At 71.1% G+C, this 17101-nt stretch carries 12 protein-coding genes and 1 pseudogene; 7 read left to right on the forward strand and 6 right to left on the reverse strand.

Going from position 1 to position 17101, the window contains the following annotated elements:
* Positions 1-171 precede the first annotated feature (171 nt).
* From ACFSKW_RS29075 to ACFSKW_RS29095, 5 genes are read left to right on the forward strand one after another with little or no spacing between them, the layout of a single operon-like run.
* Positions 172-660, forward strand: coding sequence for an RNA polymerase sigma factor (locus tag ACFSKW_RS29075; protein WP_379575645.1), 489 nt, complete (start codon positions 172-174; stop codon positions 658-660).
* Positions 650-1201, forward strand: a complete 552-nt coding sequence (locus ACFSKW_RS29080; RefSeq protein WP_379575646.1) for a hypothetical protein — start codon at positions 650-652, stop codon at positions 1199-1201. The genes ACFSKW_RS29075 and ACFSKW_RS29080 overlap by 11 nt, the downstream gene beginning before the upstream one ends.
* On the forward strand, positions 1189-1770 hold the full coding sequence (locus ACFSKW_RS29085) for a hypothetical protein (RefSeq protein WP_379575647.1): 582 nt from the start codon (positions 1189-1191) through the stop codon (positions 1768-1770). Before ACFSKW_RS29080 ends, ACFSKW_RS29085 begins: the two co-directional genes overlap by 13 nt.
* Entirely contained in the window at positions 1770-3167 is a 1398-nt protein-coding gene (locus ACFSKW_RS29090; RefSeq protein ID WP_379575648.1) for an alpha/beta fold hydrolase, read from the forward strand. The genes ACFSKW_RS29085 and ACFSKW_RS29090 overlap by 1 nt, the downstream gene beginning before the upstream one ends.
* On the forward strand, positions 3157-4278 hold the full coding sequence (locus ACFSKW_RS29095) for a helix-turn-helix transcriptional regulator (protein ID WP_379575649.1): 1122 nt from the start codon (positions 3157-3159) through the stop codon (positions 4276-4278). Before ACFSKW_RS29090 ends, ACFSKW_RS29095 begins: the two co-directional genes overlap by 11 nt.
* A gap of 189 nt (positions 4279-4467) precedes the next feature.
* Here the strand turns inward: ACFSKW_RS29095 and ACFSKW_RS29100 are convergent, their stop codons facing one another.
* Positions 4468-5361: a 3-hydroxyacyl-CoA dehydrogenase family protein gene (locus tag ACFSKW_RS29100; protein WP_379575650.1), complete on the reverse strand. Its 894-nt coding sequence runs from the start codon at positions 5359-5361 to the stop codon at positions 4468-4470.
* Between the two features lie 233 nt (positions 5362-5594).
* Between ACFSKW_RS29100 and ACFSKW_RS29105 the strand changes: the two genes are divergently transcribed.
* Together ACFSKW_RS29105 and ACFSKW_RS29110 are read left to right on the forward strand one after the other, a co-directional pair.
* Positions 5595-6305 carry an IS110 family transposase gene (locus ACFSKW_RS29105; protein ID WP_379575651.1) on the forward strand — a complete coding sequence of 237 codons (711 nt, stop codon included), beginning with the start codon at positions 5595-5597 and terminating at the stop codon, positions 6303-6305.
* Positions 6306-6338: 33 nt separating this feature from the next.
* A pseudogene (locus tag ACFSKW_RS29110) lies at positions 6339-6641 on the forward strand (transposase); the annotation flags it as partial.
* Between the two features lie 44 nt (positions 6642-6685).
* Here ACFSKW_RS29110 and ACFSKW_RS29115 read toward each other — a convergent pair.
* Genes ACFSKW_RS29115 through ACFSKW_RS29135 form a run of 5 tightly spaced genes read right to left on the reverse strand, consistent with a single transcriptional unit; the run spans position 6686 to position 17092 of the window.
* Positions 6686-7714 carry an HAD-IIIC family phosphatase gene (locus tag ACFSKW_RS29115; RefSeq protein WP_379575652.1) on the reverse strand — a complete coding sequence of 343 codons (1029 nt, stop codon included), beginning with the start codon at positions 7712-7714 and terminating at the stop codon, positions 6686-6688.
* Positions 7711-8898 (reverse strand): acyl-CoA dehydrogenase family protein, encoded by a 1188-nt coding sequence (locus tag ACFSKW_RS29120; protein ID WP_379575653.1) that lies wholly within the window; start codon positions 8896-8898, stop codon positions 7711-7713. The genes ACFSKW_RS29115 and ACFSKW_RS29120 overlap by 4 nt, the downstream gene beginning before the upstream one ends.
* Positions 8895-9134 (reverse strand): acyl carrier protein, encoded by a 240-nt coding sequence (locus tag ACFSKW_RS29125; RefSeq protein WP_379575654.1) that lies wholly within the window; start codon positions 9132-9134, stop codon positions 8895-8897. The genes ACFSKW_RS29120 and ACFSKW_RS29125 overlap by 4 nt, the downstream gene beginning before the upstream one ends.
* A 13-nt stretch (positions 9135-9147) precedes the next feature.
* The gene (locus ACFSKW_RS29130) at positions 9148-10155 is read right to left on the reverse strand and encodes a 3-oxoacyl-[acyl-carrier-protein] synthase III C-terminal domain-containing protein (RefSeq protein WP_379575655.1); all 1008 of its coding nucleotides are present in this window, start codon (positions 10153-10155) and stop codon (positions 9148-9150) included.
* Position 10156: 1 nt separating this feature from the next.
* Positions 10157-17092, reverse strand: coding sequence for an amino acid adenylation domain-containing protein (locus ACFSKW_RS29135; protein ID WP_379575656.1), 6936 nt, complete (start codon positions 17090-17092; stop codon positions 10157-10159).
* Positions 17093-17101 lie beyond the last annotated feature (9 nt).

Below are 17101 nucleotides of genomic sequence, written 5' to 3' on the forward strand. Positions count from 1 at the left end.
CCGGTGGCAACACCGACACCGCGCCTCGGGCCGACCGCACGTGGACACTCAGGATGTGGGCCTATTGAGCGACTCTAGGGTGAAGCTCCTCGCTGACGTAGCGGGCGAAATCCTTATTGCCTGGTAAACCCCGCGGCTGTCTCATGTCTGTATCCGATTGTGGTGGTGCAGGTGACGCGGGACGTCGAAGAGGGTTTCGCCTGGTTCTTCCGGGCGCAGTTTCCGCGTGTTGTGAGCACGGTCTACCTGATCTTGCGTGATCACGGCCATGCGGAGGAGATCGCGCAGGACGCGTTCATCCAGCTCTTCGAACGCTGGACGAAGATCTCCCGGTACGAGCAGCCCGAAGCGTGGGTGCGCAGGGTCGCCATCCGCATGGCCGTGCGGCACGCCCGTCGCGAACGCCTACGCAACCTGCTGGAACGGCGCGGCGACGGCTGGGCCACGCCTGACGACGTGCCGGTGGACGTCCACGCCGCGGTGCTGCGACTGCCGCCTGCCCAGCGCGCCGCGGTGGTGCTCTTCTACTTCGAGGACCGGCCGATTTCGGAGATCGCCGACTTCCTGGGCTGCACCCGGTCGACGGCCAAGGTCCACCTGCACAAGGCCAGGCAGCGGCTGGCGGCCTTCCTGAAGGAGGAGGTCGACGATGTCCTTTGAGCGGCGCCTCCGTGACGGGCTGGCCGCGGCCGCGGCCCGGGTGGAGCCCGACACCGAGCGGGCGCTGGTCCGGGTATGGCTTCATCGTCGGCGCCGCCGCCTTTTCCGTCCGCTGTTCGGGGCGGTGGCGGTGGCGGTGGCGGTGGCCATGATCGTCCTCCTGGTGCCCGTCTTCCTGGCCATCTCGGCCGAGCGCCGGGACGAGGCCGTCACGCGGGAGCTCGCGGCGACGTACACGGCCGAATTGCCGGACACGCCCGGGCTGAACCTGGCCGGAAGGTGGTTCCTCACCGTCCGGGCCGACGGGTCCGCCAATGTCGGCGGGCCGCCGGGGCTCACGATCAGGGGGCCCGGTCCCGCGGGCACGTACGTCCGGCTCGACGACCAGCGGCTGCGTACCAACCTCTTCTACAACGACCTGTGCACGGGAGAGGGGCTGTACGGCTGGCGGCGTGACGGTGACGTGCTGATCTTCACGGTCGTGGAGGACACCTGTGCGGCGCGGCGGATGTTGTTGACTACGAGCACGTGGAACCGGTAAACCTTCCCGCCGCATCGGGTCTGTCTACGGGTATGAGGAAGCATCACTGGTCGGCAGCACTGCTCGTCGGGCTGGCTTTGACCGCGTGCGCGGATACGGCGGCCAAGGAGCGCGCCTTATCGCCTGGCTCCTCGGCGGCCGTCGAGGCGAGATTGCCTGAGGGCACCTATCGGACGTCCCCTGTCGGGCGGGACCGGATCGAGGCGGTGTTGGAGGAAGGCGGCTTCGACGCCAAAGAGATCGAGGGCGTCACGGGGCGGATGTCGTCGCAGGATCGGGTCGTCTTCACGGTGAAGGCGCAGAGCGGCCGCTGGACACAGTTCCAGTCCTTCAACGGGGGGCCAGATGAACTGGGCTGGAGTGGCACCTACCGGGTGATCGACGTTGGGACCGTGGCGGCCACGGACGCCTGCGGGACGGTCACCTACACCTACCGGCTCTCCGGTACCCAGCTGCGGCTGAAGATGACAGAGGACACCTGCGAGGGTATGGCCGGCGACAGCAGGACGGGCGAGCTGATGGCGCAGACCATTTTCTTCCACAGTGCTCCCTTCGAGAAGGTGTCCTGATGCGCGCCATCATCGCGGTCCTGCTGCTTCTGACGGCGACCGCCTGCAGCCAGGCACCCGCCAAGCAGCCCACGCCACGGCTGGGCTATCAGGGCATCGCCTGTCCCGCGGACGTCCTGGCGGAGATCGTCGGCGTCGAGCCCTCGTGCGGCTACCTGACGGTGCCGGAGTCACGGGCCACGCGCGACGGGGCGACGGTTCGGCTGTTCGTCATCCGCTTCGGACCACCCGGGACGGCGTCGCCCGATCCCATGGTGGTGGTGGGCGAGACGCTGGGGCAGCGCAAGAACTACGGAGAACTGGCGCCCTTCGCGCCGCGGACCCACCGTTCTGTGATCTTCCTCGACCAGCGGGGCATCGGCTTGTCGGAGCCCAGCCTTGCCTGCCCGGAAGTCCGGGCGATCGCTCCTGAACTGGCCGGGCTGCGGATGGCGGAGGCGAAGGGGCCGCTGCTGGAGGGTGTGCGGGCCTGCCGTACCCGGTTGGAGCGACGGGGGATCGACCTGACCGCCTACAGTCTGCGGGAAAGCGCGGCGGACGTGGCTGATCTGCTCGAGGCACTCGGCCTGGAACAGGTCAACCTCACGAGCTTCGGCACCGCGTCACTCCTCGCCCTGGAGGTCATGCGCCGCTATCCCGAGCACATCCGCTCTGTCGTCCTGGACAGCCCCGCCCTCCCCAACCTGCGGGTCGACCCGGACAACCGCCTGCGCGAGGTGCTCGCGAGGGCCGGCCAACTGTGCGCCGACGCTCCCGGCTGCCGGGCGCTGACCAAGGACCTGCCCCGCTCGTTCGACGAGGCTCTCGCCCGGCTTCGCGACGAGCCGGTCACCGTCACCGCGCGGTCCGCCTCGGGCAGGGACGTCAAGGTCGTCGTGGACGACGTGGCGCTCACGAGACTGGTCACCTCCGCCTTGGGCTACGGAGGCAACCTCCAAACGGTCGCGGAACTCGTGACCGGACCTCCCGACTGGGCGAGCGCCGCCGCGGGCCTGGCCAGCGACGAGGGCATGTGCGTGGGGTTCATGCCCGAGTGCGCCGGCGGGCTGACGCACGGCCTGTACTACTCGCTGACCTGCCCGCATGCTGCCGGACCGCACGCGGAGGCGTGCACCGTCTGGCCCGCCGGCGAGGCGCCGTCCGGCGAGCCGGTCGCCTCCGACATCCCCACGCTGATCACCATCGGTGGTCTGAACACCTTCAGCGGCTCGGCGCAGGATGTGGCGGCGGCGACGAGCTCGCTCACCCGCGCTCGCCTTCTGGAGATCCCGTTCGGCAACTACGGCGCCTACCGCGAAGACTGCCCCCGCCCTATCCGCAACGCCTGGATCGACGATCCGGCCGCCCCGCTCCGGAACACCGGCTGCGTGAAGGAGGTCGGACCACGTGTGCGCTGACGTGCCGTTCGCGGGCCGTACGGCAGAGCGCCAGGCGATCCGGGCCGCGCTGCACGAAGGCACGGGGATCTTGGTCGTCGGCGAGGCCGGGATGGGCAGAAGCAGGCTGCTGGCCGAGGCGGTCCCGTGGCGCGAATCCGTGGTGCGGGTGGTGGGCACGGCCCCCGAGACGTCGTTCGGCGCGTTCGCGCACCTGCTGCCCGGTACGCCCGACCCGGTCAACGCGGTCAACCCGGTCGGCTGGGCGGCGGAGCGCCTCGCTGGGGAGGTCCTCGTGGTAGGAGACGCGCACCTGCTCGACGCGTCCTCGGCGGCGCTGGCCGCTCACCTGGTCAGGCACCTGGGCGTACGGCTGGCGGCGAGCGCGCTGGCGGGCGCGCCGATCCCGGGCCCGCTGCTGGCGCTGTGGAAGGACGGCATCCTGCGCCGCCTCGACCTTGGACCGCTGTCCGTCCACGAGACGGCGCAGCTGCTGGCCGGGATGCTCGGCGGGCAGGTGGAGCGGCTGACGGTCCGGCGGCTCTGGCACGCCGCCCAGGGCAACCCGCGGTTCCTCGTCGAACTCGTACGCTCCGGGCGGCTCTCGCATAGCGGCGGCCTGTGGCGGTGGCAGGGGGAGATCGAGCTGACCGACCGGCTCCGGCAGCTGATCGAGGAGGCGATCGGAGAGGTGGACGAGGCCGAGCGCGAGGTGCTGGAGTTCGTCGCCTTCGGCCTGCCGCTGGACCTCGACGCGCTGCTCAAGCTGGTGTCCGCCGAGGCCGCCGAGCGGCTGGAGCGGCGCGGCCTGATCATGGTGGAACGTTCCGCGGCCCGAGTGCGGCTGCGTCACCCCCTGTACGCGCACGTGATCCGGACCTGGCCGGGACCCGTCCGGACCCGTCACCGGCTGGCGAAGGTCATCCGGTTGCGGAGCAGCGACGACCAGGAGGACCTTCAGCTGAGCGCCCGCGAACGCGAGGTCGCCCGCCTGGCCTCGTGGGACCTGACCAACAGGGAGATCGCCGAATTGCTCACGGTGTCCCAGCGCACGGTGGGCAACCACCTGTGCCGGATCTACGCCAAGCTCGGCGTCAACGACCGCCGCGGCCTGGCTCGCCTGCTGGCCTGAGCGGTGTCTGAAACGAGGAGCAGCCCTTTCCCTGCGCCGGGATCCAGGCCGGAGCACCATGATCTCGACGTCCGACCTCGCCCCAGCAACACCAGCCAACCGAACACCCGAATCAAGGTCAGATACAGCAGACGAGCCGACACAATCCGCGATCTTGCCCGCACGGTGTTTGGAGGTCAGAACCGCAGATCAAGCACCACGCGATAAGTTATGAAGCGGTACAGGGTTCCCGGCCTGGATAGTCCGGTAGGTATGGAACCCACGGCCGCTCTTGCGTCCCGTACGCCCCTCCGCCACCAGCTCGGCGAGCAGTTCGCACGGCTCGAAGCCCTTGTCGCCCGTGCATTCGAGAAGGACGTGCAGCGAGTCCACCACGGTGTCCAGCCCGATGAGGTCCGCCGTGCGCAGTGGCCCCATCGCGTGTCCGAAGCACTCCTGGAAGATCCGGTCGACCGCCGCCGCGTCAGCCGTACCCTCCTGCACCACCCGGGCCGCGTCGTTGACTGTGGCCATCAGCACCCGGTTCGACACGAACCCCGGCGCGTCGCCGACGACGATCGCCTCCTTGCCCATCGTGCCGAGCAGCTCGGTCGTACGGCGCAGCGTCTCCGCCCCGGTGAGCGGCGACCTGATCACCTCGACCGCGTCCTTCAGCGGCGCCGGATTCATGAAGTGCGTGCCGATGACCCGGTCAGGCCTGTTCGTGTACGAGGCCAGCAACGTGATCGGCACGGCGGACGTGCAGGACGCGAAGACGGTCTCCGGCGGGCAGACCTCGTCGAGGCGCCGCAGGACGGCCTCCTTGACGGGGATCCGCTCGCGGACGCATTCCACGACGAATCCGGCTTCGTGCAGCTCAGCAGGGTCGCGCACCCAGCGCACCCGTTCTGCCGCGCCCTTGGGCTCGAGTGGTGTGCGCCCGAGCAGGCGGCTCATCCGAATGCCGTCGCGCAGCCGTACGGGCCCTGCTGCCAGTGCGGCGGGGTCGCTGTCGACGACCACCACCTGGTGTCCCGCTTCGGCCGCGCACTGGGCCACGCCCACGCCCATGGTCCCGGCGCCGACGATGCCAACCCCGGTCACTAGGGCACCATCCTTACTGCGGGGCCCGCATAGGGTCTTGTGGAAGGGACTCGGCGGGAGCCGGGGTGACGGCCTGGTTCGGTCGCCTGTGAAGGGCCTCGATGACACCGCCGCCCCCGATTTTCCCGGGGCTGTGAACTGGCAACAGAGGGACGCGCCGTAGAACGCCGGTTAGTGACCACCCAGCTGTCAGCCTCCTCGCCGAGTCGTCGCTGCCGCCGTGAGGAGTTGTCGTGTCGCTTGCGCTGCCCCGGGCGCTGATGTTCGTCGGAGTCGACTGGGCCGTCGATGAGCACGCGGTCTGTGTGATGGACCCGTCCGGGGAGGTGGTGACCGGGTTCGTGATCGGGCATGCGGCGGACGCGATCGCCCGCCTGGTGCGCCGTCCGGCCAAGTTCGGCCCGGCCGGGCAGCTTCCGATCGCGATCGGGCGCCCGAACGGCCGCCTGGTCGATCTGCTGTTGGAGGCCGGGCATCCCGTGGTCCCGGTCAAGCCGAACGCGATCAAGGTGTGGCGCGAGAGTGAGGGGCCCTCGGGCGCCAAGAACGATCTCAGGAATGCCGAGGTGGTCGCGGATTATCTGCGGGCTCGTCAGCGTCGGTTGCGCGTGGCCGCGCCGTACTCCGACCACACCAAGGCCGTGCGCACCGTGGTACGCACCCGCGGTGATCTGGTCGAGGCCCGGGTGGCGGCCACCAACCAGGTGTCGGCTCTGCTTGCCGCCTACTGGCCCGGCGCCCTGGCGCTGTTCGCCGACGTCGAATCGCGGATCAGCCTGGAGTTCTTGACCCGCTATCCCACCCCGACCTCGGCGGCGCGGCCGGCGATCAAGGATCTCGATCGGTCGACCGCCGCCCACCTCGGGGAGCATCCGGACGGTGAGGTCTTCACGTCGCTGCCAAGGTCGGGTCAGATCAACGCCGCCCAGATGCTCACCGAGTAGGGCGACTGCCGTCCAGCTGACGAGAGCGCCGATTCGGTTGCCGTGCTGGCCGGGTGCACCCCGGTCACCAAAGAGTCCGGCAAGCACCGCGCGGTGCACTTCCGCTGGGCCTGCAACAAACGCTTCCGCCAGGCGATGACCACTTTCGCCGACAACAGCCGGCACGCCAGCCCTTGGGCCAAGAAGATCTACGAGCAGGCACGCGCCTCGAACAAGGACCACCCGCACGCCATTCGCGTCCTGGCCCACGCCTGGATCCGCGTGATCTACCGCTGCTGGCTCGACGGCAGGCCGTACGACCCCGAACAACACAGGTCCGCAGCAGCCCTCACCTAGCAACTGACCGGCCAAAATGCGGCGTGAGGTTGACGTAGGGGGTGTCATCGGCACACCACCCGTACCGGACCGGTCGTCGCCGGTGGGGGGCTCGCGCTGCCGTACCCGAGGAGCAGGGTGTCTCCGGTTCGGCTCAGTACCTCGAATCCGCTGAACCTCAGGTTTACCAGCATGACGCGGTTGACCTCCGTCGGGACGAACTCCGCGGTGGGGCGGCGGCCCGTGGCCAGCGCGTCCCGCACCAGATGGCCGATCAGCGCCGGTCCCACCCCGCGTGACATCACCCGGCAGGACAGCAGCAGGAGCTGGAGGCAGCTCGTGTCCTCGCGGTGCTCAGTGAGGGCCAGCCCCACGGTGCCGTACGCGCCGAAGCGGTCGGTCAGGTCGGCGACGAGCACCTGGTGGGAGGGCGAGTCACAGAGTGCGCGCAGCTCCGCCAAGTCGTAGGTGCGGCCGGTGGTGTTGAGCTGGTGGGTGCGAACGGTCAGCTCGCTGGCCCGGACGAGGTCGTGCTCGTCTGCTCTGCGTACGGCCAGCTCCAGGCCGAGCGTGGCGAGGAACTCCGCCGGGGGGCCGGTGTAGCTCTCCTTCGCCCGCCTGCGCTCGGCCTCCCGCCGGTAGAGCAGGCGGCGCTGCCTGGACTCCTCGGTCACCGGTCCCGTACGGAACTCCGGGAGTCCGGCGAGGGAGCCCGCGGCTTCCGCCGGATACGTACGTACGGCGGGCAGGGCGGCACTCACCTCCGCGCGTTCCAGCGGGTCGTTGTCGATGAAGGCCACGCTGTCGACACCGATGCCGAGGGTGTCGGCGATCCGGCGCAGGGCTTCCGACTTGGGACCCCAGCCGATCTCCTCCAGGGTGAACAGGCCGTCCAGCCCTTGTTCGATCAGGTGGTCCAGGGCTCTCGCACGGTCGCCGCGGCTGGCCACGGCGTGCAGGACGCCGCGTTCGTCCAGGGTGCGCAGCGCGGACACGGCCTCGTGGAACGGGACGGGCCGGTCGCCCTCCAGCACCGTGCCGTCCCACAGGGTGTCGTCCAGGTCCCACACCAGGCACTTCACCTCTGCGGTCATGGGGCGGTCTCCTTCTCGAAATCGCGGGGCTGAGGTCTTGGGGCCGTCTTCGCGAGATCGCGGGCGGGGGCGCCGGGCTGAAAGCTGTGCCGTCGCAGCAACCGGTCGGCGATGTGCAGCTCCGCGACGTGGGCGGAGCCCTCGATGATCTCCATGACCTGCGCATCACGGGAGAAGCGTCCGACGGCGCTGTCCGGATCGCAGCCGGCCGCGCCGAGCAGCCGCACCGCGGCCCGGCTGACCGAGCCCGCCGCCCGGGCCGCCGCGTACTTGGCCATGATCGTGGCGGCCACGGCCTCGGGGGCGCGCTGGGTACGCAGCCGGGTGGCCCGCGCGCACAGTTCGCGGGCGGCGGCGCTCTCCACCGCGGCGCGCGCGAGTTCCGCCCTGACCAGTTGGTGCTCGGCGAGCGCGATCCCGGCCTGGGTGCGGCGGACGGCGTGTGCGGCCGCCGCGTCCAGGCAGGACTCGGCCATGCCGACGCATCCCCAGGCGACGGTGAACCGCCCGTGATCCAGGGCGGTGGCCACGACGTGCGACAAGCCCAGGCCCACGGGCGCCACGAGATTGTCGCGAGGCACCCGGACGTCGTCGAAGCTCAGGTGCGCGATCTCGGCGGCCCGCATGCCCAGTTGGCCCTCGACGGGTTCGCGCCGGACTCCCGGCAGCCGCCCGTCGACGAGGACCGTCGTGGGACGGCCCGCCGAGGCGCCGAGGACCAGGAAGACGTCCGCCGTGCGGCCGAAGGTGACCCATCTCTTGGTGCCGGTCACGTGGATCCAGTCGCCGTCCTCGCGGATCTGGGTGCGTACGGCGGCCAGGTCGGTGCCCGCGCCGGGTTCGGTGGCGGCGAATCCGGCGATCGTGCGTCCGGTGGCCAGGCCGGGCAGCCAGCGGGTGCGCTGCGCGTCGGTCCCCCAGCGGGACAGGGCAGCCGCGACCATCGCCTGGACGGTGACCAGGCCGCGCAGCGCGCTGCAGGCTCCGCCGATCTGTGCGCAGAGTTCGCCCAGGTCGGCCTGGTCGCCGCCAAGCCCGCCGTACCGGGCCGGGATGTCGGCGCCCAGCAGTCCCGTCCTGCCCAGAGCTTGGCGTACGTCCCTGGGCAGCCGTCCGTGCCGGTCCCAGTCGCCGGCGTGCGCGGCCGCGAAGCGCGCGAAGCCGGCGGCCTCGGCGCCGATCACGAGGCTGTCTTCTTCCTGACGAAGGCGGCGACATCGGACACCGTACGGAAGTGGTCCAGACTCAGGTCGTCCACACCGATCTCGAAGCCGAACCTGTGCTCCAGGAACGTGACCAGTTCCAGGGCGAAGAGGGAATCCGCGATTCCCTTGGCGAAATAGTCCTCGTCGGGGGTGATTGCCTGGCCCAGGGCGGATTCGAGGAATCCTTGGATCTCTACGTCAATGGCCTGCTTCACGCTCTTCCTGCCCTTAGAGAAGGTGTGTGGTTGCGCCGGTGTGGCCGATTTCGACGAGCAGGATGCTCCACGCGGCGACTGGACTCGTACTGACCACCACGACGCGGTCTCCGTCGACCACGTGCTTGTCCTCCCGCGCCGTGTAGAGGTTCAACAGCGAGTCGTTCGAGCCCAGATGTCCGTAGCGCCGCAGGTTCTCCGCGCAGGAGGGCAGGAGCTCCACTCCCAGCGTCTCCCGGACGAACGCGTGACCGCCCGCGGAGAGGTTCTGCACGGCCAGCCCCGCCAGGTCCGTGGGGCGCATCCCGCTGCGTTCCAGGAGGCGTGCGAGCAGGTCGCGCAGCCTGTTGCGGGACTCCACCGCGAGGCGGAAGGAGTAGTCGGCGGTGTTCCGGCACTCCTCGCGCCAGTCGGCCACCGACCTGTCGCGGAAGTCGACGCGGAAGAGGTCCCAGTACGAACCGTTCGTCTCCTGGAGCAGGTCGAGCACCCGGACGGGGCCCGTGCGGGCGAGCAGGAGTGCCTGGCCGCTGTCGCCGTTCAGGGTGACCGGGTGGCGGTAGCGGCCCGGGGTCGCCGGTTTGCTGCCGTGGGCCACCAGTACGTGGTGCAGCTCGGGGTCGGCGGCGAGCAGTCCGCGCGCTGCCAGGAGCGCGGGGGTCAGGGATGCGCAGCCCAGGCCGCCCACCGAGAAGGTGAGGGCCTGGTGCAGGCCTAGCGTCTCCTGGAGCCGGGTCGCCGCCGAGATCAGCAGGTCCTGCGGGGCGCGCGGCTCCACCAGGATCAGAGCGTCGATGTCCTCGGGGCGCAGTCCTGTGTCCGTCAGGACCTGCCGGGTTGCGGTGGCCGCCAGGTCATGGTCGTCGAGGGTGTCGTCCGTCAGGACCTGTTCGATGCCCAGGCCGGTCAGGGTCTCCCGCTCCTGCGGGGTGAGGGCCGGGAGTTCGGGGAGTGCGGTGAGGGGCGTGGACCGGTCGGGCAGGTGCCAGGCCGCGGCCCGGACAGCCAGGGGCGCGACCACGTCATCGCTCTCCGGCCAGGTCAGGCTGCCCCGCTGGTTCTGGCTTTCCAGCGAGTTCGGCGAACGCGTCTGCGAGGTGGTCGGCGAGTTCCTCCATGCGAGCGGTGGGGAGCTGCCCGTCGTGCGCGAGGTGGATGACCAGCTCGCCGTCGCTCAGCATGCTGGACACGGCGACCGGTAGCCAGGCGAGCAGCGAACGGTGCTCGACCATGAGCGGCACGGAGCGTATCCACGCGTCACCGCGGCCGACCCGCAGCGCCTCTCCCCCGGTCGCGGTGTGTTCGACCAGGACGGCGGGCTCGGGGAGCGCGCGGATCCGCTCGGTCATCGGGGTGGCCGCACTGAGCTGGCGCAGCATGCCGTACCCAACCCCATCGTTGGGTACGGCATGCAGGTAGTCGGTGGCCGAGGCGAGGGCGTCGTCGGCCCGCTGTCCCTCCGCAACCGGGATCACCGCCGGGTATGAGCTGGTGAACCAGCCGATCGACCGGGACCTGCCATACGGGCGGAAGGGGTTGTGGGTGGCCTCGCCGACCAGCATCAGATAGGCGTCGGCGCGCCCCGTCCACCGGCTCCACGCACAGGCCACCGCGGCGGTGGCAGCGGTTCGGCCCGCCGTACCGCTGGTGGCGAGCGCAGGAGCGACGCGGTCCGCTGGCAGCACCCTGCGCAGCACTCCCGGGGGCGAGGGCGAGCTCGATGGTTCGAGTCCCGTGGGCAGGCGGCCGGTGGTCCGGCCGCCCTCCAGCACCGCGGCCCAGTAGCCGGCCTCCGCCGCGACTTCGTCGCTCGTGGACATCTCGGTCAGATGCCTGCTCCACCGGCTCCAGGCGGCGCGGGTGGCGGGGTCCTGGCGAGGGGCCGGCCCGGAGTCGCGCAGCGCGGCGTTGAAGTCCTCCAGCAGTGGGACCGCCGAGGTGTGGTCGTAGGCGAAGTGATGGACGACCAGCGTGAGCAGACCGGTACGGGCGGAGCCCCGGTCGTAGAAGCGCATCCGCAGCATCGCGCCCCTGGCGGGGTCGATGTCTTTCAGCAGCTCGTCCTTGTCGCTCTCCAGCACCGCGAGCTCGGCGCTCTCCCCCATGGCGGGCAGCACCGTGACGTCCAGGACGTCGTGGGGCCGGGCGGTACCCACGTCGATCCGCCATCCCGCGGCGTTGCGCCGCACCCGGTAGCGGAGCGGTTCGTGAAGGTCGAGGAGGGTGGCGGCGGCATGGCACACCGCGTCGCTCCGTACTCCTGCCGCGATCTCCAGAACCTCCACCACGACGAAGTCCTTGGCGGTGTCCTTCGCGCGGTCCAGCATGCCGTGCATGAGCGGGGTCAGCGGGATCGGCGTCGAGGAGTCCGGGGGCGGGGGGCCGTCCGCCGGCGAAGGCAGCACCCCGGCGGCGAGGTCCCGCAGCCTCGGCCGCTCCAGGACGTCCTGCGGGGTGATCGACAGGCCCGCGCTCTCCGCGCGGGCCGCGACCGCGACGCTCAGCAGGGAGTCCCCGCCGATCTCGAAGAAGTCGTCGTGGGGGTGCACCGATTCGCGGCCCAGCAGGTCAGCCCAGATCAGGCTGAGCGTCCGCTCCGGGTCGGGTGTGCCTTCCGCCGCGGGCAGAAGGGGGGCCGGGCGAGTGGCCATCTCCATCATCCTTTTCCTGTCGGTCTTCGCGTTGGGCGTCTGGGGCAGCCGGTCGTGGACGATGATCCGGCTGGGGACCATGTGCGCGGGCAGTCGTTCCGCCAGCCATCCGCGGAGAGCGCCGGAGTCGAGCCTTGGCTCTCCTGCCACGTGTCCTGCCATGCGTACGGTGCCGCGCGGACCGGTGTCGGGCAGGACCACGGCCTCCCGCACGCCGGGGTGTTCGAGCAGTACGCGCTCGATCTCGATGGGCTCGACGCGGTAGCCGCGGATCTCCAGTTGCTGGTCGCCGCGGCCTTCGAAGACGAGGGAGCCGTCCGGGCCGAGCCTGGCGAGGTCCCCGGTTCGGTACATCCTGGCCCCCGGGCGATCAGAGAACGGGTCGGCGACGAAGCGGGCGGCGGTGGCGCCGGGGAGCCCGTGGTAGCCGCGGCCGACGGCCGCCCCGCCGATGTACAGCTCGCCCTGTTCGCCTGGCGCGCAGGGCCTGCCGTCGGCGCGCAGGACGTAGGCGGCGCAGTTGTCCACGGGCCGGCCGATGCCTGGCAGGGTGTCGGCCGGACCTGGGGTCACTTCTGCCCAGGTGGCGACGACGGCGCACTCCGTGGGGCCGTAGTGATTGAGTGTGCGGAAGGGCGCGTGTGCCGGAGGGCGCACCCGCAACCTGTCCCCCCCTATGCTCAGCACTCGAAGCCGCAGGCCCGGCACGTCCGGGAGGTCACCCAGCACCATCTCGCCCAGCGGGGCGGCCAGGCAGGCCACGGTGATCTGCTCCCGCGCCATCCAGCGCAGCAGGTCGGCGGGCGGGCGTGCCGCATTGTGCAGAACGTGCAGGGCGGCGCCCTGGGACAGCGCCGAGAGCGTCTCCAGTACGGCGGCGTCGAGGCCGGTGGCGAGGACCTGGGCCACCCGGTCCTGCCGGCCCAGCCCTGTCGTCGCCGCGTACCAGGTGAGCAGGTTGCCGAGGCTGCCGTGGGTGACCTCGCAGCCGTGCGGCCTGCCGGTGGTGCCCGAGGTGTGCGCGATGTAGGCGAGGGAGTCCGGCGGCGGGTCGGGCGGCAGAACGCCCTCATGGACGCGGCCCCCCGCGACGGGGATCACCTCAATTGCCGCGGGACGTCGTTGTCCCTCTCCCAGCACGGCGAGTGGGTTGCCGAGTCCGGTCAGCAGTTCGGCCATCCGGGCTTCTGGCAGACCGGTGTCGATCGGCACGAAGGCCCCGCCCGCCTTCAGCACACCCAGCCATCCGGTCACCAGGTCCAGGCCTCGCCCGGCGACGACGGGAACGGGGGTGCCGGGCGTGACACCGGCGGCGACCAGCCGCCGCGCGAGGTCCTCGGCGCGGGAGTCCAGTTCCCCGTAGCTGAGAGTACGGCCTGCTTCTGAGTCGACCACGGCGGGCCGGTCGGGGTGGCTGGCCGCCCACCGCTTCACCGCCCTGTGCACGGACAGCGGTGCGACCGGGCGCTCCCGGCCGCGCAGTACGGACAGCGCCTGGCCGTGCAGTACGGAGTCGCTGGAGCGCTCCGGCGCCTTGGCGGCGAGTTCGGCCAGCCGGCGGTCCGGGTCGTCCACGGCAGCGCCGACGAGGTCCTGGAAGAACGTGGCCAGTTGCTCCGCGGTCGACAGGTCGAAGAGGTCGACGGCGTACTCCAGGTAGCCCGTCATCGGGCTGTCCGGCTCGTCGTTCAGCCCGATGGTGAGGTCGACCTTGGAGGTGCCGGGCGCGACACCGCCAATCGTGCCGCCCGCGGGCGCCAGGTCGAGCGAGGCCGGTGCGCTGAAGTGCCCGGCGGTGTTCTGGTGTATGTAGGAGACGGTGAACACGGGATGCCGTGACGGATCCCGGCGTCCGCCCAGATCCGCGACGATCTTCCCGAACGGAATCTCCTCATGGTCCAGTACGCCTGCCACCGTCTTTGCGCAGCGCCGTACCAGCTCACGGAAGGTCAGGTCCTCGTCGACGCGGGTACGGAAGGGCAGCCCGTTGTTGAAATACCCGATCATTTCGTGGGTGTCCGGGTGGGAGCGGCCCGAGGTGGCACCCCCGACCACGACGTCCTTCTGGCCGGCCCACAGGTGCAGCAGCGCGTCCACGACGGAAAGCATCGTGACGAAGGTGGTCACGCCCTCCTGCCTGCTGAACTCGCGGAGCGCCAGGGCGTGTTCCGCGGAGAGGCTGAACGGCAGCAGGGCGCCCGCATGGGTCTCGACCACAGGGCGCGGCCGGTCCAGCGGTAGCTCGGTGGTCCGCAGGTCGGCCAGTTCCTCGCGCCAGAACCGCAGTCCCCGCTCCAGCCGATCGCCGGTCAGCACCTCGCGCTGCCAGGCGGCGAAGTCACCGTATCCGCAGGTGAGTTCGGGCAGCGTGGCAGGTTGTCGGGTCAGCCGGGCGGTGTAGTAAGCGCCGAGGTCGCGGAAGAACACGGTGGGCGACCAGCCGTCGAAAACGATGTGGTGCCACGTGCAGAGCAGGATGTGCTCGTCGTCGGCCACCTGCAGCAGAGTTGTGCGGAGGAGGGGGCCGGACGACAGGTCGAAGGGGGCGATGGCCTCGTCGTGGGCGAGCCGGCGGGCCTCCGTCTCAGGGTCCACCGATCCACGCAGATCGACCACGGTGAGAGCGGGGGCAGGGGCGTCGAAAAGCACATACGGGCGGCCCATGTCGTCCAGGACGCGGGTGCGCAGCACCTCGTGCCGCGCGACCACGTCGAGCAAGGCGGCCCGGAGCGCCTCGTGGTCCAGTGGGCCGCGGTGGCGCAGGTCGCCGGGGATGTTGTAGAGCGGTCCCGGCGAGGCCAGCCGATCGAGGTACCAGAGTTGTTCCTGGTTGTACGAGAGCGGGATCCGGGCCCCCGCGGGCAGCCTCGCGATCCTTCCGTCCGCGGGGGTTTCGCCCGGGGCTGTCAGGCGGGCGGCGATCAGGCCGGCCATCTCCCGTACCGTGCGGTGCTCGTAGAGGTCGGCGAAGGTGGGCCTGACACCGAAGCGGCTCTCGGACTCGCGGAGGAAGGTGATGCCCGCGATGGAGCTGCCGCCGAGGGCGAAGTAGTCCGAATCCGGGCCGATGTCGGGGGCTTTGAGGATGTGCGACCAGATGTCGGCGACCCCGCGCCGGATCTCCGCCGCGTCCGCCGCGTCCGGTGCCGGGCCGGACGCCGTGACCGTGGTGTCCTCCGGCGGCCGGTACCAGCAGGAGTCGGGTTCGAAGGGGTACGTCGGGACCTCGGTGCGGCGGATTCCCGCGCCCTCGTAGTGGCGGTCCCAGTCGATGGTCGCCCCCTGCTCGTAGAGCCGTGCCAGGGCGTCCAGCACACAACCGCCGCTGAGGAAGGGGAGCACGGTGAGTTCGGGCGCGAGCTCTCTGATTCGGCGTGACAGGACGCCGTCGCTGCCGAGCTCCAGCAGAAGGACGCCGTCCCGGTCGAAGTCCCGTACGGCCCTGCGGAGTCCGGCGTCGTCGACGTCCGCGGTGCGCTCCAGGTGCGTCGCGTCGCGCCAGGCGTCCTCGGGCGATATCTGCCCCCGGATGACCTGTACCGCGAGATTTCCCGGTCCGGAGCCCACCAGCCTGCCGGTGTCCAGCCCCAGGGACCTGGCCAAGCCGTACAGGGCTAGGTGCCGCCTCAGCAGGACCTGAGCGCCGCGGTCGCCCGCTCCGAAGAGCCGGTCCTCCTCGTCGGCGAGCGCGGGAAAGTCCTTACGCAGGGTGTGCCAGAGCGCGTCGCCCGTCGCCGTGTCGCCTATGTCGCCGTCGCCCGAGAACAGCAGGACGAGTGGCGGCGCCCGATCCGGAACCGGCTGCGTGGGCGGCTGAGCGCCGAGCAGCGCGTCGGCGAACTCTGGGAGGTCTCGCACCGCGAAGGCCCGCCGCCACGGGTGATCGTCGCGCCCCCGGTTGAGCGCGTGGGCGACGGTGGCCAGGTCGTCGTCCGTGGTCTTCAGGAATTCGCCAAGGCTCCGCGCGTACCGGACGTAGGCCTCCGGGGAGGCGGCCGAGAGGGTGACCAGTTCGGCGGCCGGGCGGACGCGGTCCGAGCGCGGCCGGGGCCGGGACTGCTCCTCCACCACGGCGTGCACGTTGGTCCCGGTCAGGCCGAAGGAGCTGACACCGGCACGGCGCGGGCCACCGTCCGGCGCGGACGGCCACGGCTGCCGATCGACGGACACTCTGACCGGTTCCTCCGGGACGAGTGACGGGTGGGGGGTGCGGAACCCGGCGGTCGGGTAGAGCGTGGCGTGCCGCAACCCGGCCAGGACCCGGAACAGGCCCGCCATGCCCGAGGCGTGGTCGAGATGGCCCACGTTGCCCTTGGCACCGCCGATCAGCACGGTCCTGCCCGCGCCCTCCAACGCCTGGCGCAGCCCGCCCACCTCCACCAGGTCACCCAGCGGCGTACCGGACCCGTGGCACTCGATGTACCCGGCGTCGGACACGGACAGACCCGCGTCCCGCCAGGCGGCGGTGAGCAGTTCGCTCTGGGCGTCCTGGCTGGGTGCGCTGAGGGCGGTGGCCCGGTAGCCGTTGTGGTTGACCGCGACGCCGCGCAGCACCGCGTGGACGTGATCTCCGTCGGCGACGGCGGCCGCGAGTGGTTTGAGCAGGACGAAGCCGCCGCCTTCACCGCCCACGGTGCCGTCGGCATCGGCGTCGAACGGGCGGCAGACGCCGCTGGGGGATTCGATGCCGGGCAGCGGATCGTACTGAGCGGCGGGCCGCAGCAGCGCCTGCACGCTGAGCCCGCCCGCGATCGCCAGGTCCGCCCGCCCCGCGCGGAGCTGCCCCACCGCGTCGGCGAGCGCGGCCAGGCTGCCGCTGCACGCGGTGTCCACCGCGAGCACCGGGCCCGCCAGGTCCAGCAGGTACGCGACGCGGGCGGCAGTCGCGGCGGGCAGGGTCCCGAGGATCTGCTGCGGGTCGTCCTCGCTGAACAGGGTGGCGTACTCGGGGCGGGGCGCGCTGAGCACGACCGCCGTGCGCGTCCCCCGCAACGAGCGGGTCGCGTACCCGGCGTTCTCCACGGCCCGGTGAACCAGTTGGATTGTGAGCCGCTGATGCGGGTCCATCAGCTCGGCCTCGCGCCGGGAGATGCCGAAGAACCGGTGGTCGAAGAGGTCGATACGGTCCAGATACCCGCCCGGCACGTAGGCGGTGCCGACGTCGCCGCCTGCGTGGCGGACCCTTTCGTCGGCCGGCTCACAGAGTCTGCTGTGCCCGGCGCCCAATCCGTCGTGCAGGGCGTCCAGGTCGTCGGCGCCCGGCAGGGACAAGGCCACTCCGATGATCGCCACCGCGTCCCGGTTCATGTCGTTACC

Source organism: Nonomuraea mangrovi (genome assembly GCF_042681425.1).
Classification (GTDB): domain Bacteria; phylum Actinomycetota; class Actinomycetes; order Streptosporangiales; family Streptosporangiaceae; genus Nonomuraea; species Nonomuraea mangrovi.

Bases quoted from the DNA above. Each gene is read 5' to 3' on its own strand.
- ACFSKW_RS29080 (WP_379575646.1), top strand. From the start codon at position 650: ATGTCCTTTGAGCGGCGCCTCCGTGACGGGCTGGCCGCGGCCGCGGCC.
- ACFSKW_RS29115 (WP_379575652.1), bottom strand. From the start codon at position 7,714: ATGACCGCAGAGGTGAAGTGCCTGGTGTGGGACCTGGACGACACCCTG.
- ACFSKW_RS29090 (WP_379575648.1), top strand. From the start codon at position 1,770: ATGCGCGCCATCATCGCGGTCCTGCTGCTTCTGACGGCGACCGCCTGC.
- ACFSKW_RS29135 (WP_379575656.1), bottom strand. From the start codon at position 17,092: ATGAACCGGGACGCGGTGGCGATCATCGGAGTGGCCTTGTCCCTGCCG.